Source organism: Sphaerisporangium rubeum, assembly GCF_014207705.1.
Lineage (GTDB): Bacteria > Actinomycetota > Actinomycetes > Streptosporangiales > Streptosporangiaceae > Sphaerisporangium > Sphaerisporangium rubeum.
In genome coordinates this window covers 4,398,127-4,423,053 of sequence record NZ_JACHIU010000001.1, presented here as the reverse complement: position 1 = coordinate 4,423,053, position 24,927 = coordinate 4,398,127, and the positions used below count along the sequence as shown (strand labels likewise).

16 protein-coding genes are annotated in these 24,927 nt (G+C 70.5%); 10 read left to right on the top strand and 6 right to left on the bottom strand.

Annotated elements, in window-relative coordinates; translation table 11 throughout:
• Window positions 1-33 precede the first annotated feature (33 nt).
• Together larE and BJ992_RS18965 are read right to left on the bottom strand one after the other, a co-directional pair.
• The gene (larE, locus tag BJ992_RS18970) at window positions 34-945 is read right to left on the bottom strand and encodes an ATP-dependent sacrificial sulfur transferase LarE (protein WP_184982850.1); all 912 of its coding nucleotides are present in this window, start codon (window positions 943-945) and stop codon (window positions 34-36) included.
• A 1-nt stretch (window position 946) separates the two neighbouring features.
• Entirely contained in the window at window positions 947-2,239 is a 1,293-nt protein-coding gene (locus BJ992_RS18965; protein WP_184982843.1) for an L-fuconate dehydratase, read from the bottom strand.
• Between the two features lie 169 nt (window positions 2,240-2,408).
• Here BJ992_RS18965 and BJ992_RS18960 point away from each other — a divergent pair, with 169 nt between their 5' ends.
• The 10 genes from BJ992_RS18960 to BJ992_RS18915 all read left to right on the top strand — a co-directional run bounded on the left by BJ992_RS18960 (window position 2,409) and on the right by BJ992_RS18915 (window position 17,092).
• The gene (locus tag BJ992_RS18960) at window positions 2,409-3,257 is read left to right on the top strand and encodes a fumarylacetoacetate hydrolase family protein (RefSeq protein ID WP_184982841.1); all 849 of its coding nucleotides are present in this window, start codon (window positions 2,409-2,411) and stop codon (window positions 3,255-3,257) included.
• Window positions 3,254-4,009 carry an SDR family NAD(P)-dependent oxidoreductase gene (locus BJ992_RS18955; protein ID WP_184982838.1) on the top strand — a complete coding sequence of 252 codons (756 nt, stop codon included), beginning with the start codon at window positions 3,254-3,256 and terminating at the stop codon, window positions 4,007-4,009. The genes BJ992_RS18960 and BJ992_RS18955 overlap by 4 nt, the downstream gene beginning before the upstream one ends.
• Window positions 4,010-4,066: 57 nt before the next feature.
• Entirely contained in the window at window positions 4,067-5,323 is a 1,257-nt protein-coding gene (gene larA, locus BJ992_RS18950; RefSeq protein ID WP_184982835.1) for a nickel-dependent lactate racemase, read from the top strand.
• Window positions 5,324-5,325: 2 nt separating this feature from the next.
• Entirely contained in the window at window positions 5,326-5,748 is a 423-nt protein-coding gene (locus BJ992_RS18945) for an RbsD/FucU domain-containing protein (RefSeq protein WP_184982833.1), read from the top strand.
• Complete coding sequence (gene larB, locus BJ992_RS18940) at window positions 5,745-6,410, top strand: nickel pincer cofactor biosynthesis protein LarB (RefSeq protein ID WP_184982831.1); 666 nt, start codon at window positions 5,745-5,747, stop codon at window positions 6,408-6,410. The genes BJ992_RS18945 and larB overlap by 4 nt, the downstream gene beginning before the upstream one ends.
• A complete protein-coding gene (gene larC / locus BJ992_RS18935; protein ID WP_184982824.1) occupies window positions 6,407-7,522 on the top strand; it encodes a nickel pincer cofactor biosynthesis protein LarC in 1,116 nt (371 codons plus the stop codon). The genes larB and larC overlap by 4 nt, the downstream gene beginning before the upstream one ends.
• On the top strand, window positions 7,519-8,370 hold the full coding sequence (locus BJ992_RS18930; RefSeq protein WP_184982816.1) for an amidohydrolase family protein: 852 nt from the start codon (window positions 7,519-7,521) through the stop codon (window positions 8,368-8,370). Before larC ends, BJ992_RS18930 begins: the two co-directional genes overlap by 4 nt.
• Window positions 8,371-9,172: 802 nt before the next feature.
• Entirely contained in the window at window positions 9,173-11,911 is a 2,739-nt protein-coding gene (locus tag BJ992_RS18925; RefSeq protein ID WP_221474891.1) for a PQQ-dependent sugar dehydrogenase, read from the top strand.
• 165 nt (window positions 11,912-12,076) lie between these two features.
• Window positions 12,077-13,849, top strand: coding sequence for a ThuA domain-containing protein (locus tag BJ992_RS32975; protein ID WP_184982812.1), 1,773 nt, complete (start codon window positions 12,077-12,079; stop codon window positions 13,847-13,849).
• 111 nt (window positions 13,850-13,960) lie between these two features.
• Entirely contained in the window at window positions 13,961-17,092 is a 3,132-nt protein-coding gene (locus tag BJ992_RS18915) for a glycosyl hydrolase family 95 catalytic domain-containing protein (protein ID WP_184982810.1), read from the top strand.
• A gap of 176 nt (window positions 17,093-17,268) precedes the next feature.
• Here BJ992_RS18915 and BJ992_RS32970 read toward each other — a convergent pair whose 3' ends face one another.
• From BJ992_RS32970 to BJ992_RS18895, 4 genes are all read right to left on the bottom strand, one after another.
• The gene (locus tag BJ992_RS32970) at window positions 17,269-19,251 is read right to left on the bottom strand and encodes an alpha-L-fucosidase (RefSeq protein ID WP_184982808.1); all 1,983 of its coding nucleotides are present in this window, start codon (window positions 19,249-19,251) and stop codon (window positions 17,269-17,271) included.
• Window positions 19,252-19,587: 336 nt separating this feature from the next.
• Window positions 19,588-21,225, bottom strand: a complete 1,638-nt coding sequence (locus tag BJ992_RS18905) for a lectin (protein WP_184982806.1) — start codon at window positions 21,223-21,225, stop codon at window positions 19,588-19,590.
• Window positions 21,226-21,425: 200 nt separating this feature from the next.
• Entirely contained in the window at window positions 21,426-22,889 is a 1,464-nt protein-coding gene (locus BJ992_RS18900) for an arabinofuranosidase catalytic domain-containing protein (RefSeq protein ID WP_184982803.1), read from the bottom strand.
• Window positions 22,890-23,179: 290 nt separating this feature from the next.
• Window positions 23,180-24,898 (bottom strand): amylo-alpha-1,6-glucosidase, encoded by a 1,719-nt coding sequence (locus tag BJ992_RS18895; protein ID WP_184982802.1) that lies wholly within the window; start codon window positions 24,896-24,898, stop codon window positions 23,180-23,182.
• Window positions 24,899-24,927 lie beyond the last annotated feature (29 nt).

The following is a 24,927-nucleotide window of genomic DNA, read 5'->3' as shown; positions in this document are numbered from 1 at the left end:
GGTGCCGGGGGCCGGCCGCCTCGGCGCGCGCCGCTACGAGGGAAGCAGTGGCAGCAGCGCGTTGAGGCGGCCGGAGGCGAAGCCCGACAGGTCGAGCGAGCAGAACGTGAAGCCGGCGCCGCGCACCGCGGCGTCGACCCGCTCACGCAGCTCGGTGACGCGGGGGATCTCCGCGCGCGGCACCTCGACCCTGGCGAGGGTGCCGCCGGCGTGGGCCCGCACCCGGCACACGGGGAAGCCCATGGCGCGCAGCGCCGCCTCGGCGGCCTCGACCCGGCGCAGGACCTCGGGGGTGACCCGATCGCCGTACTCGACCCGCGAGGCCAGGCACGGCGCGGCGGGCTTGGCCGCGGTCTCCAGGCCGAGCTTCGCGCTGATCTCGCGCACGGCGGCCTTGGTCAGGCCGGCCTCCACCAGCGGCGCGACGGCGCCGCGCTCGGCCGCGGCCCGCTGGCCGGGCCGGTGGTCGCCGAGGTCGTCGAGGTTGGTGCCGAGCGCGACCCGAGCACCCATCGCCGCGGCCAGCGGCGCCACCGCGTCGAACAGCGCCGACTTGCAGTGGTAGCAGCGGTCGGCGCCGTTGGCGGCGTACTCCGGCCGGTCGGCCTCGTCGGTGCACACCTCGACGTGGGCCAGGCCGTGCCGCCGCGCGAACGCGCGGGCCGCGGCCCGCTCGGCGGCGGCGAGGCTGGGGGAGACCGCGGTCACCGCGAGCGCGCGCGCGCCGAGCACCCTGGCGGCGGCGAAGGCGAGCAGCGCGGAGTCGGCGCCGCCGGAGTAGGCGACGATCAGCGCGTCCTGCCGACGCAGCCGCGCCGTCAGCCGCGCCAGGCCGTCACTCACGGCGTCACCGTGCGGCCCGTCCCGGCGCGGGACGGTCGTGCCGTCCGTGTCGGCCGCGCCGGTCGCGCCGGTCTCGCTGGTCGTGTCGTCGACCACACCCATGTCAGCCTCCCCAGCGGTGGCCATCAGGGTAGCGGTAGCCGGCCACGGACTCCGGGTGCATCCGCGCGCTGTAGCCGGGCCGCTCAGGCAGCCGGTACCGGCCGCGCTCGACCCGCACGGGGTCGGTGAAGTGCTCGTGCAGATGGTCGACGTATTCGAGCACGCGGCCTTCGAGGCTGCCGCTCACGCAGACGTAGTCGACGATCGCCATGTGCTGCACGAGCTCGCACAGGCCGACGCCGCCGCCGTGCGGGCACACCGGCACGCCGAACTTGGCCGCCATCAGCAGCACCGGGATGATCTCGTTGACCGAGGCCAGGCGGCAGGAGTCGATCTGGCAGTAGTCGATGGCCCCCGCCTGCAGGAGCTGCTTGAACATGACGCGGTTGTGGCAGTGCTCGCCGGTGGCCACGCCGACCGGCGCGACGGCCTTGCGAATGGCCGCGTGGCCGAGGATGTCGTCGGGGCTGGTCGGCTCCTCGATCCACAGCGGCTCGTACGCGGCGAGCCGGTTCACCCAGTCGATGGCCTGCGGCACGTCCCACACCTGGTTGGCGTCGATCATCAGCGTGCGGTCGCCGAGCTCCTCGCGCGCGATGGCCAGCCGCCGCACATCGTCCTCGACCCGCGCGCCGACCTTGAGCTTGACGTGGGTCCAGCCGTCGGCGACGGCCTCACGGCACAGGCGGCGCAGCTTGTCGTCGTCGTAGCCGAGCCAGCCGGGGGAGGTGGTGTAGCCGGGGTACCCGTGCTCGGCGAGTTCGGCGATCCTGGCCTCGCGCGTGGGGGCGAGCGCGGTGAGCATCTCGACGGCCTCGGCGGGGGTCAGCGCGTCGGACAGGTAGCGGAAGTCGCAGGCGGCGACCAGTTCCTCAGGCGACATGTCGGCGACCAGGCGCCACAGCGGCTTGCCGGCCCGGCGCGCCGCGAGGTCCCACGCGGCGTTCAGCACGGCCGCGGCGGACAGGTGCACCACGCCTTTCTCCGGCCCGAGCCAGCGCATCTGGCTGTCGGCCATGATGTCGCGGTACAGCCCGCCGAGGCCGGCCGCCACCTGGTCCACGTCACAGCCCGTCAGCCGTTGCCCGATCTGCCTGGCGGCGGCCACGCACAGGTCGTTGCCGCGGCCGATCGTGAACGTCAGGCCGTATCCGGCGAGGTCCGGCTCGTCGGTCTCCAGCACGACGTACGCCGCCGAGTAGTCGCCGTCCGGGTTCATCGCGTCCGACCCGTCGAGCGTCGCGGAGGTCGGGAACCTGATGTCGATCACGTTCACGGAGGTGATCGTCGGCATGGGCGAGCTCCAATTGGTCCGATGAATATGATTCGAACAGTAGAGTCACGTCCGAAAGAGGTCAAGTCGGCAGCGGAATTTCCGGCCAAATGCTTTACATTAACCCGATGAATCTGACAGGCTCGCCACGACATATGCCCGTGGACGACCAGCGGAGAAGGCACAGACCGTGAAGTTGATGCGTGTGGGTCCGCCGGGTCGTGAGCGGCCCTGCGTGATGGGGCCGGACGGCCGGGTTCTCGATCTGTCGTCGCTGACGGCGGACATCGACGGCGCGTTCCTCGAAGGCGGCGGCGTCGAGCGGGTGCGGACGGCGATGGCCGCGGGAGAGCTGCCGGAGGCGGGGCCGTACGAGCGGGTCGGCGCGCCGGTGGCCAGGCCAGGCAAGGTCGTCTGCATCGGCCTGAACTACTCCGACCACGCCGAGGAGACCGGCGCCACGCCACCCGCGGAGCCCGTGGTCTTCATGAAGGCCCCGAACACCGTGGTCGGTCCCGACGACGAGGTCCTCGTGCCGCGCCTCAGCGTGAAGACCGACTACGAGGTCGAGCTGGCCGTCGTCCTCGGCCGCACCGCGCGCTACCTGGCCTCGCCGGCGGACGCCGCCGAGGTGATCGCGGGATACGCCGTCGCCAACGACGTGTCGGAGCGCGAGTTCCAGATCGAGCGCGGCGGCCAGTGGGACAAGGGCAAATCGTGTGAAACATTCAACCCGCTCGGCCCCTGGCTGGTCACCCCCGAGGAGACCGGTGACCCGCAGGCACTGGGCCTGCGGCTGTGGGTCAACGGCGAGCTCCGCCAGAACGGCAGCACCAAGAACCAGATCTTCGGCGTGCACCACGTGATCTGGTACCTCAGCCAGTTCATGGTCCTCGAGGCCGGTGACGTGGTGAACACCGGCACCCCGGCGGGGGTCGCGCTCGGCCGCGGCCCCGAGGCGTATCTGCGCGCGGGTGACCTCGTCGAGGTGGAGATCGACGGTCTCGGCCGCCAGCGCCAGCGGATGGGGCAGGCATGAGCGAGCCGGCGGCCGGCCGGGGGGAGTTCGGCGGCCTGGTGGCCGTCGTCACCGGCGGCGCCTCCGGCATCGGCCAGGCCGTCGCGCGTGAGCTGGCCGCGCGCGGCGCCGAGGTGGCCGTCCTCGACCTCAAGGACACCGAGTTCGTGTGCGACGTCACCGACGACGACTCCGTGCGGCGCGCCGTCACGGCCGTCGCCGAGCGGTACGGCCGCATCGACGTGCTCGTCAACAACGCCGGCATCGGCGCGCAGGGGACGGTCGCCGACAACGACGACGCCGAGTGGCGCCACGTGTTCGACGTCAACGTGTTCGGCGTGGTCCGCGTGACCAGAGCGGCGCTGCCGTACCTGCGCAGGTCGCCGAGCGCCGCCGTCGTCAACACCTGCTCCATCGCCGCCACCGCCGGCCTGCCGCAGCGAGCCCTGTACTCCGCCTCCAAAGGCGCGGTGCTCGCGCTGACCCGCGCGATGGCGGCCGACCACGTCCGCGAGGGCATCCGCGTCAACTGCGTCACCCCCGGCACCGTCGACACCCCCTGGGTGGGACGTCTGCTGGACGCGGCCCCCGACCCCGACGGCGAGCGCGCCGCGCTGCGGGCCAGGCAGCCGCACGGCCGGCTGGTGAGCGCGCACGAGGTCGCCTGCGCCGTGGCCTACCTGGCGAGCCCCGCCGCCGGCTCCACGGCCGGCATCGAGCTGCCGGTGGACGGCGGGATGTCCGGTCTGCGGCTGCGGCCCCCCGCGCCATGACCGTCCCCGTGGCGGCGGTAGTGTCGGCGACTGTGACATCGTGCGAGGAGCGACGTCGTGCGGGTTGACCTGGCCTACGGCACCGGCGGCCTTGTCGTGGACCTTCCCGGCGAGCGGACCACCGTGATCACCCCGGCCGACCGGCCGGCGGCACCCGACGAGGCCGCCGAGCTGCGGCGCGCGCTGCGCGACCCCGTGGCGGGCCCGCCGCTGCGTGAGCGCGTCCGGCCGGGCCAGACGGTCGCCGTCTCCGCGTGCGACGGCACCCGGCCGCAGCCGAGACACCTCATGATCCCGGCGATCCTCGACGAGCTCGACGGCGTGATCGACCTCGGCGACGTCGTGATCCTCGTCGCCACCGGCACCCATCGCGGCAACACCCCCGCCGAGCTGCGCGCCATGTTCGGCGACCAGGTCGTGGACGCCGTGCGCATCGTCAACCACGACGCGCGCGACACCTCGTCGCTGCGCTGGGCCGGCCGCCACGGCAAGGACGTCCCGGTATGGCTCAACCGCGAGTGGCTGGACGCCGACGTGCGCATCACCACCGGTTTCGTGGAGCCGCACTTCTTCGCCGGCTTCTCCGGCGGCCCGAAGCTCGTCGCACCGGGCCTCGCCGCGCTGGAGACGGTGCTCACCCTGCACGACGCGGCCCGCATCGGCGACCCGCGCGCCACCTGGGGTGTCATCGAGGGCAACCCCGTGCACGACGACGTCCGCGCCATCGCCGCCGCCACCGGCGTCACGTTCGCGCTCGACGTCATGCTGAACCGCGAGCAGCGCATCGTTCGGGCCTTCGGCGGCGACCTGCTCCCCATGCACGCCGCGGCCACCGCCGCCGTCCGGCAGGCCGCGATGCGGCCGGTCGCCGAGCCGTTCGACGTGGTGGTGACGACCAACGCGGGCTTCCCGCTCGACCAGAACCTCTACCAGTCGGTCAAGGGCATGAGCGCCGCCGCGCAGGTGGTCAGACCCGGCGGCACCATCGTCTGCGCCGCCGAGTGCCGCGACGGGTTCCCCGACCACGGCTCCTACCGTGAGGTCCTCACCTCCGCCGCCTCGCCTGAGGCGCTGTTCCAGGAGATCTCCCGCCGCGAGGTGACCGTCCCCGACCAGTGGCAGGTGCAGATCCAGGCCCGTATCCAGCGCGCGGCCCGCGTGATCATGTACACCTCCGGTCTCGGCGACGCCGAGCTGGCCACGGCACACCTGGAGCGCACCGGCGACGTGGCCGCCACCGTCGCCGATCTCCCCGGCCGGGTGTGCGTGCTGCCGGAGGGACCCATGACCGTCCCCTACCTCACGCAGGAGTAGCAGTGCTCCGCTATCCCCTTCTCCACCCGCCGCTGCTCGGCGCGCTCGCGGCGACCGGCCACGGGTCCCGTGTCCTTCTCGCCGACGCCAACTACGCGCACGCCACCAACGTCCGCGCCGGTGCGCCGGTGATCCACCTGAACCTGCGTCCCGGCATGGTCCGCGTCGACGACGTCCTGGAGGTGCTCGTGGACGCCGTGCCGCTGGAGGCGGTGCACTCCATGCGTCCCGACGACGGCGGTGAACCCGGTGTCCTCGGCCGTTACCGCGACCTGCTCGGCCCGGCCCTGCCGGTCGAGCCGCTGCCACGGCAGGCCTTCTACGAGGCGGCGAAGGGGCCGGACGTGGCGTTCGCGGTGGCGACCGGCGACGAGCGGCTGTACGCCAACCTGCTGCTGACCATAGGTTTCGTCGTCCCCGCATGAGCGAGTCGCTCGACCTCGGGTACGCGCGGGTGGACCTCGGCCGCGAGGCCCGCCAAGGTCTGCCTGAGGTCGTCTACGGGCCCGGCAAACAGGTGGACGAGATCACCGGCATCGTCACCACGCTGCTCGGCAGGAACACCGGGCCGGTCCTTGTGACACGCGTCGAACCCGGCGTGGCCGCCGACGTGCTCGCGGCCGTCCCCGGTGGCCGGCACGACCCGGACGCACGCCTGCTCACCTGGCGCGAGGCCGCTCCGGCGGGACACACCGTGGCCGTGGTCACCGCGGGGACCTCCGACGGCCCGGTGGCCGCCGAGGCCGCCGCCGTCGCCACCGCGCTCGGGCTGCGCACGACGGTGGTGCGCGACGTCGGGGTGGCGGGCCTGCACCGCGTGCTGGCCGCCGTCCCCGACCTGCGCGCGGCCGACAGCGTGATCGTGATCGCCGGCATGGAGGGAGCGCTCGCCAGCGTCGTCGGCGGGCTCGTGGAGACACCGGTGATCGCCGTGCCGACCTCCACCGGGTACGGCGCGGCGCTCGAAGGCGTCACGGCCCTGCTGGCGATGCTCACCTCCTGCGCGGCGGGGATCACCGTGGTCAACATCGACTCGGGGTTCGGCGCCGCGCTCGCCGCCTTCCGCCTGACCAGGAGACCGGGATGATCCTCAGCCTGAACCCGTTCGGCGGCCTCGCGGGGGACATGCTGCTCGCCGCGCTGCTCGACGCCGGCGCGTCACTCGACGCCGTACGCCGCGCCGTCGCACTGACGGGGCTGACCGGGTGGCGGGTGGAGGCCGAGCAGGTACGCACCGGGCCGCTGGTCGCCGTACGTTTCCGCGTCGAGGTCGAGGACGACGCCACCGAGCGTCCCGCGGCGGAGCTGATCGCGATGGCGGCCCGGGCCGGCCTGCCGGTCGCCGAAGCGGCGCTCACCGCGATCGCCGAGGTCGAAGGCAGGCTGCACGGTGTCCCCGCCGCCGGCGTGCACCTGCACGAGCTCGGCGGCCACGACACACTGATCGACATCGTCGGCTGCGCGGCGGCGCTCCGCGACCTCGGCGTCACGCGCGTCCACTGCGCGCCGCTTCCGCTCGGCGGCGGCACGGTGCGCACCCGCCACGGCGTGCTCCCCGTACCGGCCCCCGCCACGCTGGCCCTGCTCCAGGGGGCCGTCGTGCGCGGCGGCGCGGCGGGGGAGGCCGTCACCCCGACCGGGGCCGCGCTGCTGCGCGCCGCCGGCGCGGACTACGGCCCCGCGCCGGAGATGACGCTGCGCGCCACCGGGTACGGCGCCGGCACGCGCGAGGTCCCCGGCCGGCCCAACGTCGTCGTCGCCATGCTCGGGGAACCCACCGCCGAGACCACACAGCAGGTCGTGCTGTCGGCGAACCTCGACGACGTGACCGGCGAGGTCCTCGGTCACGTGATCGAGCGCGCGCTCGCCGCCGGGGCCGCCGACGCGTGGGTCACCCCCGCCGTCATGAAGAAGACCCGTCCCGCGCACGTCCTGCACGTGCTCACCCCGCCGGAACTCGCGGGCCGCCTGGAGGAGCTCGTGCTCGCCGAGACCGGCAGCCTCGGACTGCGGCGCGGTGTGGTGGACAAGGTCGCGCTGCCGCGTCACTTCGAGACCGTGCGCCTGCACGGCCAGGACGTGCGCATGAAGCACGGCCCGTGGGGGGTCAAACCCGAGCACGACGACCTGGTGAGACTGGCCGCGGCCACCGGCAGGCCACTGAGGCAACTCGCACGAGAGGCGCTGGACGCACTGTGACCCGAATCGACGCGCACCATCACATCTGGGACCTGTCTCTGCGGCCGCAGGCATGGCTGGAACCCCCGCACATGGCGCTCATCAACCGTGACTTCTCCGTCGCCGACCACGCCGCCGAGACGGCGAAGGCCGGGATCGACCGTTCCGTCCTGGTGCAGGTCCTCCCCGACCTGGACGAGACCCGCGAGTTCCTCGACGCGGCGGCGCGGTCGGACACCGTCGCCGCGGTGGTGGGCTGGGCCGACCTGACCGGTCCCGGCCTCGCCGACGAGCTCGCCGCGCTCACCGCCGGCCCCGGCGGCGGCCTGCTGCGCGGGATCCGCCACCTGGTGCAGGGGGAGCCCGACCCGCGGTGGCTGGCGCGAGACGACGTGCGCGAGGGCCTGCGGCGGGTGGCCGAGGCCGGGCTCGTCTACGACCTGCTCGTCCTGCCGCACCAGTTGCCCGCGGCGATCGAGACCGTGCGCGCGCTGCCGCACCTGGGCTTCGTGCTCGACCACCTGGCCAAGCCGCCGATCGCGGCCGGAGAGCTCGACCCGTGGGCCGGCCTGATCCGTGAGCTCGCCGCGGAGCCCAATGTGACGGCCAAGGTGTCCGGTCTCATGACGGAGGCGTCCCCCGGCTGGAGTACCGAGGACATGTGGCCGTATGTCGGCGTCGCGCTGGAGGCGTTCGGCCCCGGCCGGTTGATGTTCGGCTCCGACTGGCCGGTCTGTCTCCTCGGGGGCACGCTCACGCAGTGGTCGGAGACGGTGACGGCGCTGCTCGACCGGGCCGGCCTCACACCGGCGGAGCGTGCCGCCGTGTTCGGGGGAACCGCGGCACGGGTCTACGACCTGGACGTGTAGCCACGGCGAGCCGGGACCCGTCCGCCCGTACCCCGGCGAGTGGCGACCCGCCTGCGGGCCGAAGTCGGCGTCGACGGCACCGCGGCGGGCTCGCCGGACGGGCGGACGGGAGCATGTGCGCGCGAGGAACGGCCGCGGTTGTCAGCCGCGGCCGGCCCGCGCGTCACCGGCACGTGCGCGACCGGACCGGTCCTCTCTCACGGCGAGAGGCGACTCCGGAGTGGGGACATCAACATGGGATGTTTTCTAAAGGCCTGAGCCGCTCGTTGTCCAGAGCCGGCGTGTGAAGCCCAAGTTGGCCGACCAAGCCGAAAGCCCGTGTCACGCCTTGATCCCTGGAAGTACCGATGATTTGATACGCGCTAACATCCTATGTCTCAGCTGAAATTTTCAGCTCAGGCACACGGCGCCGCCACCACTTCTCCCGGCGGCCAGGCACCCGCGAGCCACGTTCCGCGGTGAAACTCCTGGTACGGGGAAGGGTGTTCCGCGTGGCCGGGACGGACCCGATCCGCGGCCTGACGGGCCGGTATCGGCGGCCCTTGACACTCGGAAACGTCCCCTTAACATCGGGTCCCTGAGACCGAGTCGGCGCGGTCGATACTCCACTTCTTTCCGGCAACAGCGCGACGGCGCGCGCCTTGCCTGACTGAACTGTTCACGTCAGGAAGGAACGTCCCCTATGTTCCGACGTCCGTGGCTTCATGCGTTGGCCACGTTGGCGCTGGTCACTCCGGTAGCCCTCTCCATCAATGCCCCTGCCGCGGTGGCGGCTCCAGTTCCGGCGTCTGACTATCAGCAGGTGAGGCTGGCGACGGGGAGCTCGGCGCTGGGTGAGGCGATGTCGCTCGCGGTGATGCCGAACCGTTCGGTGCTGCACACCGCGCGTGACGGCACACTGCGGGTGACGACCGCGTCCGGCAGCACGAAGGTCGCCGGGAAGCTGAACGTCTACTCCCACGACGAGGAGGGTCTGCAGGGAGTAGCGGTCGACCCGAACTTCGCGACCAACCGGTGGGTGTGGCTGTACTACTCGCCGCGGCTGAGCACCCCGACCGGTGACGCTCCGGCGACCGGCACCCAGTCGCAGTTCGACCAGTGGAAAGGTGAGCTGTACCTGTCCCGGTTCACCCTCAAGTCCGACGACACATTGGACATGGCCAGCGAGAAGGTCGTGCTCCGGGTCGCCAACGACCGGGGCCAGTGCTGTCACGTGGGTGGTGACATCGACTTCGACGCGCAGGGGAACCTGTACCTGACCACCGGAGACGACACCAACCCGTTCGAGTCGTCGGGGTACTCTCCGCTGGACGAGCGGACCAACCGCAACCCGCAGTACGACGCGCAGCGGTCGGCGGCCAACTCCAACGACCTGCGCGGCAAGTTGCTGCGGATCAAGCCGCAGGACGACGGCAGCTACACCATCCCCAGCGGGAACATGTTCGCCCCCGGCACCGCGAGGACCCGGCCGGAGATCTACGCGATGGGGTTCCGCAACCCGTTCCGGATGAGCGTCGACAAGGGCACCGGCGTCGTGTATCTCGGCGACTACGGCCCCGACTCCGGCGTGACCGACGGCACCCGCGGACCGAGCGGCCAGGTGGAGTTCAACCGGGTCACCGGGCCGGGCTTCTACGGATGGCCGTACTGCACCGGCAGCAACTCCGGCAACGAGACCTACGGCGAGTGGACCTTCCCGAGTGGCCCGTCCGCCGGCAAGTTCAACTGCTCGGGTGGTCCCACCAACAACTCGTTCCGCAACACCGGTCTGACCACGTTGCCGGCGGCCAAGCCGGCGTGGATCCGGTACGCCGGTGACTCGGGTTCGCCGTCGGAGTTCGGCAGCGGCTCGGAGTCGCCGATGGGTGGGCCGGTGTACCGGTTCGACCCGAACCTCAGCTCCACGATCAAGTTCCCGCAGTCGCTGAACGGCCGGTTCTTCGCCGGTGAGTACGGACGGCGCTGGATCAAGGCGATCGAGGTGACGTCCTCCGGCGGCTACGGTGAGATCTCGGCGTTCCCGTGGAACGGCACGCAGGTCATGGACATGGCGTTCGGTCCCGACGGCGCGCTGTACGTGCTGGACTACGGCACCGGGAGCAACAACCAGGCGCTGTTCCGCATCGAGTACATCGGCGCCGGCAACCGCAACCCGATCGCGCGTGCGGCGGTGGACAAGACCTCCGGCGCCGCGCCGCTGACGGTGAACTTCTCCTCGGCCGGCAGCTCCGACCCCGAGGGTGGAGCCCTGTCGTACTCGTGGAACTTCGGTGACGGCACGTCCTCCACGTCGGCGAACCCGTCGAAGACCTACACCAGCAACGGGACGTACACCGCGACGCTGACGGTACGCGACCCGCAGGGGCTCACCGGCACCGCCAGTGTGATCGTCACGGTCGGCAACACCGCGCCGTCGCTGTCGCTGTCGTCGCCGGGAGACGGCCAGTTGTTCGCCTTCGGCGACACGGTGCCGTTCCAGGTCACCGGTAGCGACGCCGAGGACGGTGCGCTGGACTGCTCGAAGGTCACGGTGACCTACTTCCTCGGTCACGACAGCCACAGCCACCAGATCACCGGGAAGGACGGGTGCAGTGGATCGATCACGGTCCCGGTCGACGGTGAGCACGAGGCGGGGGCCAACCTGTACGGGTTGTTCGTGGCGTCCTACACCGACAGCGGCGGCCTGACCACGACCAGCACCCGCACGCTGCAGCCGCGCCACCGCCAGGCCGAGCACTTCGGCAACCAGCAGGGCATCCAGACGGCCGACCACACCAGCGCCGAGGGTGGGAAGACGATCGGGTTCACCGACGACGGTGACTGGATCTCCTTCCAGCCCTACAACCTGAGCGGAGCCAACAGGTTCACCGCGCGGGTGTCGTCGGCCGGTGCCGGTGGCCGCATCGAGGTGCGGGCCGGTTCCGCGACCGGCACGCTGCTCGGTACCGCGACGGTCGGGGTGACCGGAAGCTGGGAGACCTTCGCCGACGTGACGGCGTCGCTCAGCGGCGCGCCGTCCGGGACGACCACGCTGTACCTGGTGTTCCGCGGGGCCACCGGAAACGGCTACCTGTTCGACCTGGACGCCTTCACCATCGACAGCGGCACCACCCCCAGTCCGACGCCGACGCCGACGCCGACGGTGACGCCGACGCCGGGTGGCACGAGCCAGCTGCGCGGTGTGGCGTCCAACCGGTGTCTCGATGTGAACGGCGCGTCGCAGAACAACGGCGCCGCGGTGATCATCTGGGACTGCAACTCCGGCAACAACCAGAAGTGGACGTCGACGGCGGCCACCGAACTGCGGGTCTACGGCAACAAGTGTCTCGACGTGAACGGCGCGGGCACGGCCGACGGCACCGCGGTGATCATCTGGGACTGCAACGGCCAGAACAACCAGAAGTGGCGCCTGAACTCCGACGGCAGCATCACCGCCGTCGGCGCGAACAAGTGCCTGGACGTGGGTGCCACCGCCAACGGCACCACGGCCCGCATCTGGACCTGCAACGGCGGGAACGGCCAGAAGTGGACCCGCGTGTAGCACCACCCCCTGCAGGCGCACCGCCGGCAGGAAACCCCCCGCAGGTCGTTCCTGCGGGGGGCCGTCACACCATCCGGTTTCGACCGCACCTCGATCACCAACGGATGTGACACCCGGCACGGCCCCCACCCGCGGGGCCGTGCCTGGCATCGCGAAAGGACCTCCATGTTCCGACGATCCAGTCTCGTGGCGACGGCCGTCGCCGCCGTGCTGACCGCCGCCGTCTCCGTCGTCCCGGCGCAGGCCGCGGCGTTCAAGGTGCTGGTGTTCTCCAAGACCGCCGGGTTCCGGCACGACTCCATCCCCACCGGCATCCAGGCCATCCGTGACCTCGGCAACGCCAACGACTTCACCGTCGACGCCACCGAGGACTCCAACGCCTTCACCGCCTCCAATCTCTCGCAGTACAAGGCGGTGATCTTCCTCAGCACCACCGGTGACGTGCTGAACAGCACTCAGCAGAGCGCGTTCCAGTCGTTCGTCGACGGCGGCGGCGGCTACATGGGTATCCACGCCGCGGCCGACACCGAGTACGACTGGCCGTACTACGGCACCCTGGTCGGCGCGTGGTTCAACAGCCACCCCGCGATCCAGACGGCCACCGTGCGCACCGAGAACCGCGCGCACCCCGCCACCTCGCACCTCGGCGCGACCTGGTCGCGCAGCGACGAGTGGTACAACTTCCGCACCAACCCGCGCTCCACCAACCGCGTGCTGCAGAACCTCGACGAGAGCAGCTACAGCGGCGGCGGCATGGGCTCCGACCACCCCATCACCTGGTGTCACCCGCAGTCCGCGGGCCGCTCGTTCTACACCGGCCTCGGCCACACCCAGCAGTCCTACTCCGACAGCGCGTTCCGCACCTTGCTGCTCGGCGGCATCCGGTACGCCGCGGGGGCCGCCAAGGCCGACTGCCGGCCCGAGAGCGGCTACACCACCCTGTACAACGGCTCCACCAACGGCTGGACCCAGACCGGCCCGGGGTCGTTCACCAACAGCGACGCCACGCTGACCTCGCAGGGTGGCATGGGGATGCTGTGGTACAACGCCAAGGAGTTCGGTTCGTACTCCCTCAAGCTGGACTTCCGCATCACCGGTGACTCCAACTCCGGTGTCATCATCGGGTTCCCCCCCACCACCAACCCGCAGACCGCGCTGGACACCGGCCACGAGGTCCAGATCGACGCGACCGACTCCGCTGACAAGACCACCGGCGCGGTCTACGGATTCAAGTCCGCCGACATCGCCGCTCGTGACGCCGCGCTCAACCCCCCCGGTCAGTGGAACACGTTCGAGTTGCTGGTCGAGGGTGAGCGCCTGCAGGTGTTCCTCAACGGCTCCAAGATCAACGACTTCACCAACACCGACCCGGTCCGCTCCCTGCAGCAGGGCTACATCGGGATCCAGGAACACGGCGGCACCGACCAGGTCTCCTACCGCAACATCCGCATCAAGGAGTTCAGCGGCCCGAACCCGACCCCGACCCCCACGCCGACCCCGACCCCGACCCCCACGCCGACCCCGACTCCCACCCCCACCCCGACGGCCGGGACCACCACCGCGATCCGCGGTGTCGGATCGGGACGGTGCCTGCAGCCCACCAACAACTCCACCTCCAACGGCGCGCAGATCGTGATCTGGGACTGCAACGGCCAGACCAGCCAGCGCTGGACCTCCACGGCCGCCAGTGAGCTGCGGGTCTACGGCAACAAGTGCCTCGACGTGAACGGCGGCGGCACCGCCGACGGCAGCGCGGTCATCATCTGGGACTGCAACGGCCAGAACAACCAGAAGTGGCGCTTCAACTCCGACGGCAGCATCACCGCCGTCGGCGCCAACAAGTGCCTGGACGTCAGCGGAGCCGGCACTGCCAACGGCTCCAGGCTCCACATCTGGTCCTGCCACGGCGGCACCAACCAGAAGTGGACGCGTGTCTGACGTGTCCCGGTGACCGGTTCACCAGTCGCATGACTCTGACTCCCGGCGGCACGTGCCGTGGCCGCCGGGACGTCAGCCCATCCGCACCCCCTCCCGCGATGGAGAACTTCTATGTCCGACTTTTCGCGTAGGCAGCTGTTCCGCTTCGGCGCCGCCGGCGCCGGAGCGGCGCTGGTGCCGTTGCAGTGGACGGCCACCGCGAACGCCGCCTCCGCTCCTCCCGCGCAGGTGGCGGCGGCCAACGACCTGGCGCTCTGGTACAACGCAGGCGCCGGCACCGACTGGCTGCGGGCCCTTCCCATCGGCAACGGCCGCCTCGGCGCCATGGTGTTCGGCAACGTCGACGTGGAGCGCCTGCAGCTCAACGAGGACACCGTCTGGGCCGGCGGGCCGTACGACCAGAGCAACACCCGAGGCGCCGGAGCGCTGGCACAGATCAGGCAGGCCGTCTTCAACAACCAGTGGAGCCAGGCGCAGACCCTGATCGACCAGAACATGCTCGGCAGCCCCGCCGGGCAGCTCGCCTACCAGACCGTCGGCAACATCCGGCTCACCTTCGGGGCCGGCGGGAGCGGGGTGTCGGAGTACAACCGCCTGCTCGACCTGACCACGGCGACCACGGTGACGACGTACCTGCAGAACGGCGTGCGGTACCGGCGTGAGACGTTCGCCAGCGCACCCGACCAGGTCATCGCCATCCGCCTGACCGCCGACCGGACCGGCTCCATCACGTTCTCCGCGACGTTCGACAGCCCGCAGAGCACGACGCGCACCAGCCCGGACAACCTGTCGGTGGGCCTGAACGGCGTCTCCGGCAACTTCGAGGGCAAGACGGGCTCGGTGCGGTTCCTCGCGCTGGCGAGGGCCGTCGCCGACGGCGGCACCGTCAGCAGCTCCGGCGGCACACTGCAGGTGCGGAACGCCAACAGCGTCACCTTGCTGATCTCCATCGGCACCAGCTACGTCAACTACACCAACGTCGGCGGCGACTACCAGGGCATCGCGCGCAACTATCTCAACGCGGCGCTCGGCAGGACCTACGACGACCTGCGGGCCCGGCACGTGGCCGACTACCAGGCGTTGTTCGGCCGCACGAGCCTGGACCTCGGCCGCACGTCCGCGGCCGACCAGCCGACCGACGTGCGGATCGCGCAGCACAACAACACCACCGACCCGCAGTTCTCGGTGCTGTTGTTCCAGTTCGGCAGATACCTGCTGATCTCCTCCTCACGGCCCGGGACGCAGCCGGCCAACCTGCAGGGCATCTGGAACGACTCGCTGGCCCCGTCGTGGGACTCCAAGTACACGATCAACGCGAACCTGCCGATGAACTACTGGCCGGCCGACACCACGAACCTGTCGGAGTGCTTCGACCCGGTCTTCAAGATGATCAACGACCTGACGGTCACCGGCGCGCGAACGGCACGCGTCCAGTACAACGCCGGCGGCTGGGTCACCCACCACAACACCGACGGCTGGCGGGCCACGTCCGTCGTGGACGGCGCGCTGTGGGGCATGTGGCAGACCGGCGGCGCGTGGCTGTCCACCCTGATATGGGACCACTACCAGTTCACCGGGGACCAGGCGTTCCTGCAGCAGTACTACCCGGCGATGAAGGGTGCGGCGCAGTTCTTCCTCGACACCCTGGTGAACGAGCCGAGCCTCGGCTACCTCGTCACCAACCCGTCGAACTCGCCTGAGCTGCCCCACCACTCGGGGGTCAGCGTGTGCGCGGGCCCGACGATGGACAACCAGATCCTCCGCGACCTGTTCAACGGTGTCGCGCAGGCCAGCCAGGTGCTCGGCGTCGACTCCGACTTCCGCACCAGAGTGCTCGCCGCCAGGGACCGGCTCCCCCCGATGAAGGTCGGCTCGCGCGGCAACATCATGGAGTGGCTGTACGACTGGGTGGAGACCGAGCCGAACCACCGGCACATCTCCCACCTGTACGGCCTGCACCCGAGCAACCAGATCACCAAGCGCGGCACCCCGTCGCTGTACACCGCCGCGCGCCGCACGCTGGAGCTGCGCGGCGACGACGGCACCGGATGGTCGCTCGCCTGGAAGATCAACTACTGGGCCCGCATGGAGGAAGGCGCACGCGCGCACACCCTCATCCGCCTGCTGGTGACCACGTCCAGGCTCGCGCCGAACATGTTCGACCTTCACCCGCCGTTCCAGATCGACGGCAACTTCGGCGCGACGTCCGGCATCGCCGAGATGCTGCTGCAGAGCCACAACGGTGAGCTGCACGTGCTGCCGGCGCTGCCGTCGGCGTGGCCGAGCGGCAAGGTCCAGGGCCTGCGGGGCCGCGGCGGCTACACCGTGGACACCACCTGGAGCTCCGGCTCGCCGAGTGAGATCCTCGTCAAGTTCGACCGCGACGGCACGGTCAACGTGCGCAGCCGCCTGTTCACCGGCACCTACCAGGTGGTGGACACCTCGACCGGCGAGGCGGTCACCGTCACCAAGCCCGAGTCCGACGTCATCCGGCTGACCGGTGCCGCGGGCCGCACTTACCGCGCGACCGGCCAGGGAGGCAACCCCCCGACCGGCGTGGCCACCGTCTACGCCGACACCAACTACGCCGGCGCCAGCGCGTCCCTGCCGACAGGGGACTACACGGCCGCGCAGCTCCAGGCCCTCGGCATCGGCCTGCGAACCATCTCCTCCCTGCGCGTCACCAGCGGCTACCAGGTGACGGCCTTCGCAGGCGACAACTTCTCCGGCACGAGCTGGACCTTCACCGCCGACAACGCCAACCTGAGCAACACCGGCAACAACGACGCCATCGCGTCGCTGCGCGTGACCACCGCGAGCACCACCCCCACGGGGTACTCGCGGATCACCAACGCCACCAGCGGCCTGGTGCTGGACAGCGGCGGCAACGTCGCCTCCGGCTCCAACGTCAAGCAGTGGAACTACGACGGCAGCAACAACCTGCAGTGGCAGCTCGTCGACCTCGGCAGCGGCTGGTACCGCATCGTCAACCGCACCAACGGCATGGTGATCGACAGCTGGGGGAACACCTCCAACGGCGCACCGGCCCGGCAGGCGGCCTGGAGCGGCAGCAACAACCAGCAGTGGCGCCTCAACAGCGTCGGCAACAACCGCTACCAGATCATCAACCGCGGCACGGGAACCGCGCTCGACGGCATGGGAAGCACGAGCGCCGGCTCGACCGTCGGGATGTGGACCCCGAACAACAGCACCAACAACCAGTGGACCATCACCACGGTCTGATCCCTTGAGAAACGCACCTCGCCGCGACCGGTCACCGGTCGCGGCGAGGTTCTTCGCACGTCCGCCTGCTCCGCGGCGGGGTTCTCTCCGCGCGTCCGCCTGTTCCGCGGCGGACGGACGTCCAGGCACCGTCAGGTGCCGGCGTCGCGCGACGCCGGCACCTGACCCCGTGAACGTCACACGGTCGTGACGGTCCACTGGTTGTTGGCGTTGCTGTTCGGGGTCCACATCGCGACCGTGGAGCCCGCGGTGGTGCTCCCCATGCCGTCCAGCGCGGTTCCCGTGCCGCGGTTGACGATCTGGTAGCGGCCGTTGCCGACGCTGTTGAGGCGCCACTGCTGGTTGTTGCTGCCGCTCCAGGCCGCCTGCCGGGCCGGTGCGCCGTTGGAGGTGTTCCCCCAGCTGTCGATCACCATGCCGTTGGTGCGGTTGACGATGCGGTACCAGCCGCTGCCGAGGTCGACGAGCTGCCACTGCAGGTTGTTGCTGCCGTCGTAGTTCCACTGCTTGACGTTGGAGCCGGAGGCGACGTTGCCGCCGCTGTCCAGCACCAGGCCGGTCGCGGCGTTGGTGATCCTGGACCAGCCGGTCGGGGTGGGGCCCGAGCCGAGCGAGGGGATGGTGCCGGAGAAGGTCAGCTTGACCACGTACGCCGGTGCGCTGAACGGCGGGTTGGTGCCTGGCGTGGTGATGTGCAGGCCCGAGCCGTCCTGCGTGCGGGACGGCAGGTCGATGTACTGGCCGGCGGTGGAGCCGAGGAGCTGCACCGACGCCAGAGTGCTCAGGTTGATCCGGTTGGAGCCGAGGGTGGGGATGTGGAAGGTGCCGCCGGGCCACCCGAGCACGGTGGCGTACAGCACGCGGTTGTCCTTGCTGCGGGTGAACCGGATGTCCTGGTTGGTACCGGCCCGCGGCGTCACGAACGAGCCGCCACCCATCTGGGTGGGGCCTTCGCCGAAGACGGCCCACGCGCGGGTGGAGTAGATGGACTCGCCGAACCGCTTCAGGTAGTCGCCGATGCCGAGCAGGATGGTGCGCTGACCCGAGGGGATGGTGCCGTCCGCCATGGGGGCGATGTTCAGCAGCATGTTGCCGTTCTTGCTGACCCGGTCGATCAGCGAGTGCAGCATGGCGTTCAGCGAGTAGTAGCCGATGCCGTTGGTGTAGCACCAGCTCGAACTGGAGATGCTGTCGTCGGTCAGCCAGTACGGCGTCTGGATGCCGGCCGGCCCGCCGCGCTCGTAGTCGACGACCTCGCCGCGGGTGTTGAAGCCGTCCTTGTACGTGGCGACGAAGTCCCTGTTCAGCGACACGGCCTTGTTGTAGTAGTACGCCAGGAAGTTCAGCCGGTGGTTCTCCGGGACGCGGCTGAGGTTGAAGTCCTGCCAGATGACGTCCGGCTGGTACCCGTCGACGACCTCCCTGAGCTTGTCGTACCAGAGCTGGTTCTCGGCGTTGACGTCGAGCTGGCCGTAGAGCTTGCGCAGGCTGGTGCTCGACTGCGACGGGGCCCACTGGTAGAAACCGGTGAAGTTGTAGGCGTGGTGCAGCGCCGCCAGGAGCTTGAGACCCTTGGCGCGGATGGCGTCGGCGTGCAGCCGCAGCAGGTCGAGCCGGGGGCCGGTGGCGACGGAGTTCCATTCGTTCACCGAGCTGTTCCACATCGAGTAGCCGTCGTGGTGCTCGGCCACGGGGCCGGCGAACTTCGCGCCGGCGTCGGCGAACAACTGGGCCCACTCGTTCGGGTCGAAGTTCCCCCCGGCGGACTTCAGCTTCGGCGCGAACTGCACCCACTGACCGGCCCGGTTGTTCGCCCCGTTGATGAAGTTGTGGTACGGCCACGCCGACGGGTCGCCGTAGACGCTCTTGTGGTGGTTGTTCTCGTTCGACCCGTTGTTGTACATGTTGCGCGGGTACCACTCGTTGGCGAACGCCGGAACGCTGAAGACGCCCCAGTGGAAGTAGATGCCGAACTTGGCGTCCTGGAACCACTCGGCCGCCGGCGGGTGCTGGTCCACCGACGACCAGCTCGCGGTGTAGCTCTGCGGGCCCTCGGTGGCCCACGCGGGGGTGCGGATCCCGAGCAGTCCCGCGGCCGCGATGCCTCCGGTGCCTGCGAGCATCGCACGACGGGTGAACTGGTACGGGGACGAAGACATGGGGGTGCCTTTCGGGGACGAGCGGAGCTCTCCACCGGCTCACCTGAAGAGAGCTTCGCACAGAGACATTGGATGTCTTTGTAAATCGGCTCCGATGGTATGTCCAGCAGTCCGGGAGATTAGGCGGATCGGGCCTTTTCGCAGCCATGAAAACATAGGATCTATCTGAAAGTTTCATGCTGTGGATCCGCCGGAAAGCCCTCAACGGCGCCGCCTGCACGGTCGGCTGACCTCCTGAACACTGTGAAGGGGTGGCGGCCCGGAGGACTCCACCCCTTCACGGGTAGGGGCACCCTCGCCGGGGCCGGTCAGCCGCCCCGGCGAGGGTGTGCTCTGTCAGACGCGCGTCCAGCGCTGGTTCGCGCCTCCGTTGCAGTCCCAGATGGCGAGCTTCGTCCCGTTGGCGGTGGCGTTGTTCGGCACGTCCAGGCACTTGTTCGCGCCGACCGCGGTGATGGTGCCGTTGGAGTTGAACCGCCACTGCTGGTTGTTCTGGCCGTTGCAGTCCCAGATGATGACGGTGGTGCCGTTGGCCGTGCCTCTGTTGTTGACGTCCAGGCACTTGTTGCCGAACACCCGCAGTTCACCGGAGGTGGTCGAGGTCCACCGCTGGCTGGTCTGGCCGTTGCAGTCGTAGATCTGCGCCTGCGCGCCGTTGGTCTGCGACGAGCCGGTGACGTCCAGGCACCGGTTCGACCCGACCCCCCTGATCGAACCCGCGCCGGCCGTCGGGGTCGGGGTCGGGGTCGGCGTGGGGGTGACGGTCGGCGTCGGCGTGGGGGTCGGGTTCGGCGTGCCGCCGCCGCTCACGATGTACATGGCGGCCCCGTGTCCGGGGACCGACGCGCTGATCGAGCCGGAGGACGAGCCGGTCGAGTGGGCCCACAGGTCGCGCACCGAGAACGACGACGCCGAGCCGAGGCCGAGCGCCGAGGCCGTGGTGGAGACGGTCGCCGTGCCGCTGCCGCGGTTCAGCAGCACCACCGCGACCGACCCGTTGGCCATCGGCTTGCGCCACACCTCGAGGTCGCCGCTGTCACTGATCTTGTGACCCTGCTTGCCACCCCAGTCCTGGTTGACCGCGATGACCTCGGTGTTGGTGAGGGTCGTCCGCGTGTCCGCGCTCATCGACCGGATGTCGTTGCCGGCGATGAGCGGCGCGTTCAGCAGGGCCCACAGGCTGAAGTGCGCGCGGCCCTCGGTCGCCGACAGGGAGCCGACGCCGACCTCCAGCATGTCGGGGTCGTTCCAGCCGCCGGGTCCCGAGTACGACTCCAGCCCGACCTGCCGGTCCAGGATGCCGGTGATCGAGCCCCAGTTGGCCTGGATGTCCCCGGTGTTGCGCCAGGAGTTGCCGACCGGCATGCCCCAGGTCCACACGTTCTCCTGGCCCCAGTTGCACAGGCTGTACAGGATGCGCCGGCCGGTGGCCGCCAGCGCGTCACGCATGGCGGTGTACCGCTGCTGACCGTTCTTCCCCTGGTGGTCGCCGCAGTTGTCGTACTTGAGGTAGTCGATCCCCCAGGAGGCCCACAGCGCGGCGTCACGCTGTTCGTAGCCGAGGCTCGCCGGGTACCCCGCGCAGGTCGTCGTCCCCGCCGAGGAGTAGATGCCGAGCTTCAGCCCCTTGCCGTGGACGTAGTCCGCCAGGGCCTTCATGCCGCTCGGGAACTTCGCCGGGTCGGCCACCAGGTCGCCGCTGGAGTTGCGGCTCTTGGTCGACCAGCAGTCGTCGATGTTGACGTAGGTGTAGCCCGCCGCCGCCATGCCGCTGGACACCATGACGTCCGCGGTCTGCTTGATCAACGTCTCGTTGATGTTGCAGCCGAAGGTGTTCCAGTCGTTCCAGCCCATCTGCGGCGTGCGGGCCAGTCCGTTCTCCAAGGCGGTCGCCGGCGACATGGCGCCGCCGACCCCCACGAGTGAGCCGGCGGCCAGCGCCGCCGCGAGCGTCCAACGCAGAACCGTACGCATCGGTTTGTCGTACCTCCTGTGCCGTGGTGGTGTGATCAGCGGAAACCGGTGGCGTCCGGCACGTGCGGTGCTCGTCGGGGGCTCGTCGAGGGCTCGTCGAGGGCTCGTCGAGGGCTCGTCGGGGGCTTGTCGAGGGCCTGTCGGGGGCCCGTCGGGGGCCCGTCGGTGGCCCCGCGCGTGCCGGACGCCGTGTGCGGGGATCAGCGGTAGCCGGCGGCCACGATGTTGGCCTGGACGGCGTTCTCGGTGGCGTCCGAGGGATAGCCGGAGGTCATGACGCCTTCGTAGAAGGTGCCTTGCGCGCCGTGGCTGTTGTCACCGCCGATGCCGAGGATGATGGCGCCTTCCTTCTTCATCGGGTTGTAGCCGGACACGTTCGGCCGCACCCCGTTGTAGAAGGTGGACAGGCTCCCCGACTGCGCGTTGCCGCCGCGGATGGCCCAGTGGTTCGGCTCACCCTTGACGATGGCCGTCAGGTAGCGGTGGCTGATGGTCGGGTCACCCGCGTTGTACTTCTGGTTCACCCCGGAGAACAGCCCGTTCTCCAGGTCGGCCATGATCCAGGGTCCGTTGCCCGCGCCGTAGCCCCAGACCTTGATGTTGCCGAAGTAGATGGCCTCCATGGTGCCGTTGCCGTTGTCACGGCTGTTGGTCTCGGCGTTGCCGTAGTCGAAGCAGCAGCCGCCGTTGTAGTGCTGGCCGTTGAAGATGGCGTACATGCCTTCGGGCTGGTCGCCGCGCGCGACGCCGTTGGTGGCGTTGTTGCGGTAGCCGACACCCGGGGCCACGAACACGCCGTACGCCTTGCGGCCGCCGACCGTGGTCGGTGCGGCGGTGGCGTTGGCAAGGTTGTCGTACCCGCCGGCCGCCGGGCCCTGGAAGCCGCCGGGAGGCGCCTGCGTGAGGCGGTTGCCGCGGCCGCTCTGGTCGTAGATGACGCTGATCAGGCAGGTGGTGTTGGCGCAGAACGCGTCCTGCGCCGCGGCGTCGGCGACCCCGCCGGGGCTCAGCACGCCGATGTCGCGCGTGGTGTTGTCCGAGGAGCGCCGCACCTGGTACAGCGGCCCGTTGTAGGCGCCGTACAACGCGCGGGTGGTGCTGTGCGCGGCGACGCACGGGGTGCCGCCGGAGGCGTAGATGTCACAGGGGCCGCTGGTCGGCGGCGGCGGCGTCGGAGTGACGGTCGGTGTCGGGCTGAGCGTCGGGGTCGGGGGCGGCGTGGGGGACGGCGACGTGGTGGCGCCGTTGCACGGGGTGCCGTTGAGCACGAAGTCGTCCGGCGCCGGGTTGGTGCCGTTCCAGGAGCCGTTGAACCCGAAGCTGATGCTCGCCGCGGTGGGGATGCTCGCGTTGTAGGCGGCGTTGGTGACCGTCACCTGTGACCCGGACTGCGTGTGGGTGCCGTTCCAGAGCTGCGTGATGGTCTGGCCCGCTCTGAACGACCACGTGAGGCGCCAGCCGTTGATCGGATCACCCAGATTTTTAACGCTAACATTCGTGCCGAACCCACCGGGCCACTCGTTGGTGACGGTGTAGGTGACCTGACACCCCGCTGCCGCGGCGGACGCCAGACGTGTGCCGGTCACCCCCGCCGCGGCCATGACGAGCGTGATCGCCGCGGCGATCATCACCCCTGCCCGGGTGAGGGAATGTGCCTTCCTCATCGATGCTCCCTTTGCTTGACGTTGAATTTCCGTCTGCACGGGCCGGAACGGCAGCATTGTTAGCGCTAACAAAGCGACTCGTCGCTCACCTCCCGGCGGCGATCGCAGGCGAGGTGGAGCTAATACGACCCCGGAGGCGCCGTCAATGACGCCGCAGGCGATGGCTCCGCGCCGCGCCGCCGGGAAGCGTCTCGGTCTGCGGATACGGCGGCACGAGACGCGGCGGGCCGGCCGCGCGTCCCGAAACTTTCACCGCCACGGAGCACCCGATGTGCGAAGGGGCCACCGGGTCAGGTGAGAGCCGCGGTCATCGGGTCCCGGTTGCGTTCGTGCGCGCCGGCGAGGATGAGGTAGGCGGCGGCCGTCCAGGTGTAGGCGCGGTCGCGCAGACCGGTGCCGCTGCGCGCGTCGAAGTTCTCCGCGAACCCCGACTTCTCGCACAGCGCGCGGAAACGAGCGCTGATCTCGTCCGCCAGGCCGGTATGGCCGGCGCGGCGCAGCCCGTCCTCGATGAGCACGGTCGACGGAGCCCAGACCGGGCCGCGCCAGTAACCGTCGTCCTGGTAGTGCTCGGACGTGGGAAGCTCGGTGGCCAGCCCGAACTCGGTCAGGTGCGCGCTGATGCCGTCGGCCAGCGCCGCCGCGACGGGTTCCGGCAGCTCCTCCCCGAGGACGATCGGCATGTGCGACAGCAGGGTCGCGCTGTGCCACGTGCGGCCGGTGTGCGCGCTCCTGGCGAGGAAGCGCTCGCCGTCCCACAGCTCCGTCAGCAGCGCCTCGCGCATGGCGTCCGCCTCGCGTCCCCACATGGCGGCCGCGTCCGGCATCGCCAGCCCGGCCGCGAGACGCGCCAGCTCACGCATCTGCACGACGAGGAAGGCGGCGAGGTCGGCGGTCTCCACGACCCGTTCGGGGTCGAAGATGGTGGAGTTGTCCCAGCCGCTGTCGTTGCCGTGCTGGTAGTGCGCCAGCGGCCGGCCGGGGACGCGCCGCATGCCGAGCCAGAACAGGGTCCACCGCTCCAGCAGCCGGTACACCTCGGCCGTCTCGCCGTCGTGCGGTGACCGCAGCCGCCGCAGGGCCCAGCCGTGGATCGGCGGTTTGACGAAGTTGTAGAGGATCTCCGAATGGGTGATGGAGTCGGGGAGCGCGCCGGTGGGGTCCTGGTGGTCGAAGACCAGCCGGAACTGGTCCCACGCCAGCTCAGGCAGCCCGCCGGCGAGGGCCAGCGCGTTGAAGCAGTGGTCCCAGCTCCACACCTTGTCCATCCAGTGCTTGGACATCAGCACGGCGGGCCGGGTGACGAACCCGGCCGGCCGCACGGTGGCCGACCACAGGACGTACGCGGCCAGCTCGGCGGCCGGCGTCCGGTCGCTGCGCCACGGGGCCACCGCGTCGCGAAACGGTTCGAACTCCGCGCGCGCGGCGGCGACCACCGCGTCGAACCCCGTCCCGCCGGTGTACGGCGCGCGGCCCGTCTCGTACTCCTCGACCGCGACCTCCCACTCCTCGCCGTCCGGCAGCACGACGCCGCGCTCGGCGGTCCCGAGCGCCTGCACGCCGTGCTCCCCGTCGATCCGGCCGCGCAGCAGCGTGACCCGGTAGCGGCGGCCCGTCTGGTACACCGTGAGCACCCATGAGCCGTCACCGGGATCCCGGTAGAAGTACGGCCCGCTGAACGGCGTGAGCACCGGGTCCGCCGCGATCAGCCGCAGCCCGAGACCCTCGCCGCGCACGCGCACCGTGCCGGTGTCCTCGTACGCCAGGTCGATGCGGCCGGCGTCACAGGCCCAGGTCAGCGTGTGCGGCGTGGCGGTGACGACGGTCTCGGCGCGCGTGCCCCCCGTCGTGGGGATCAGCCGCAGGATCGGGTGCATGCCGGTCTGGTGCGACACCAGATGGATGTCGTCGGCGTAGTCGTTCTCACCGACCACGGGGGACAGGCAGAACCAGGATCCGCGGTAGCTGAACGGGATCTCCCTCGGGGAGAACACCGGGCCTGCGGTCATGTGGTGGGGATCCCTTCGGTCGGATGCGG

Excerpts from the sequence above, each read along its gene's own strand:
- BJ992_RS18895 (WP_184982802.1), bottom strand. The coding sequence starts at position 24,898 with ATGACCGCAGGCCCGGTGTTCTCCCCGAGGGAGATCCCGTTCAGCTAC.
- BJ992_RS32970 (WP_184982808.1), bottom strand. The coding sequence starts at position 19,251 with ATGTCTTCGTCCCCGTACCAGTTCACCCGTCGTGCGATGCTCGCAGGC.
- BJ992_RS32975 (WP_184982812.1), top strand. The coding sequence starts at position 12,077 with ATGTTCCGACGATCCAGTCTCGTGGCGACGGCCGTCGCCGCCGTGCTG.
- BJ992_RS18905 (WP_184982806.1), bottom strand. The coding sequence starts at position 21,225 with ATGCGTACGGTTCTGCGTTGGACGCTCGCGGCGGCGCTGGCCGCCGGC.
- larC (WP_184982824.1), top strand. The coding sequence starts at position 6,407 with ATGATCCTCAGCCTGAACCCGTTCGGCGGCCTCGCGGGGGACATGCTG.
- BJ992_RS18900 (WP_184982803.1), bottom strand. The coding sequence starts at position 22,889 with ATGAGGAAGGCACATTCCCTCACCCGGGCAGGGGTGATGATCGCCGCG.
- larE (WP_184982850.1), bottom strand. The coding sequence starts at position 945 with ATGGGTGTGGTCGACGACACGACCAGCGAGACCGGCGCGACCGGCGCG.
- BJ992_RS18965 (WP_184982843.1), bottom strand. The coding sequence starts at position 2,239 with ATGCCGACGATCACCTCCGTGAACGTGATCGACATCAGGTTCCCGACC.
- larB (WP_184982831.1), top strand. The coding sequence starts at position 5,745 with ATGAGCGAGTCGCTCGACCTCGGGTACGCGCGGGTGGACCTCGGCCGC.
- BJ992_RS18915 (WP_184982810.1), top strand. The coding sequence starts at position 13,961 with ATGTCCGACTTTTCGCGTAGGCAGCTGTTCCGCTTCGGCGCCGCCGGC.
- BJ992_RS18955 (WP_184982838.1), top strand. The coding sequence starts at position 3,254 with ATGAGCGAGCCGGCGGCCGGCCGGGGGGAGTTCGGCGGCCTGGTGGCC.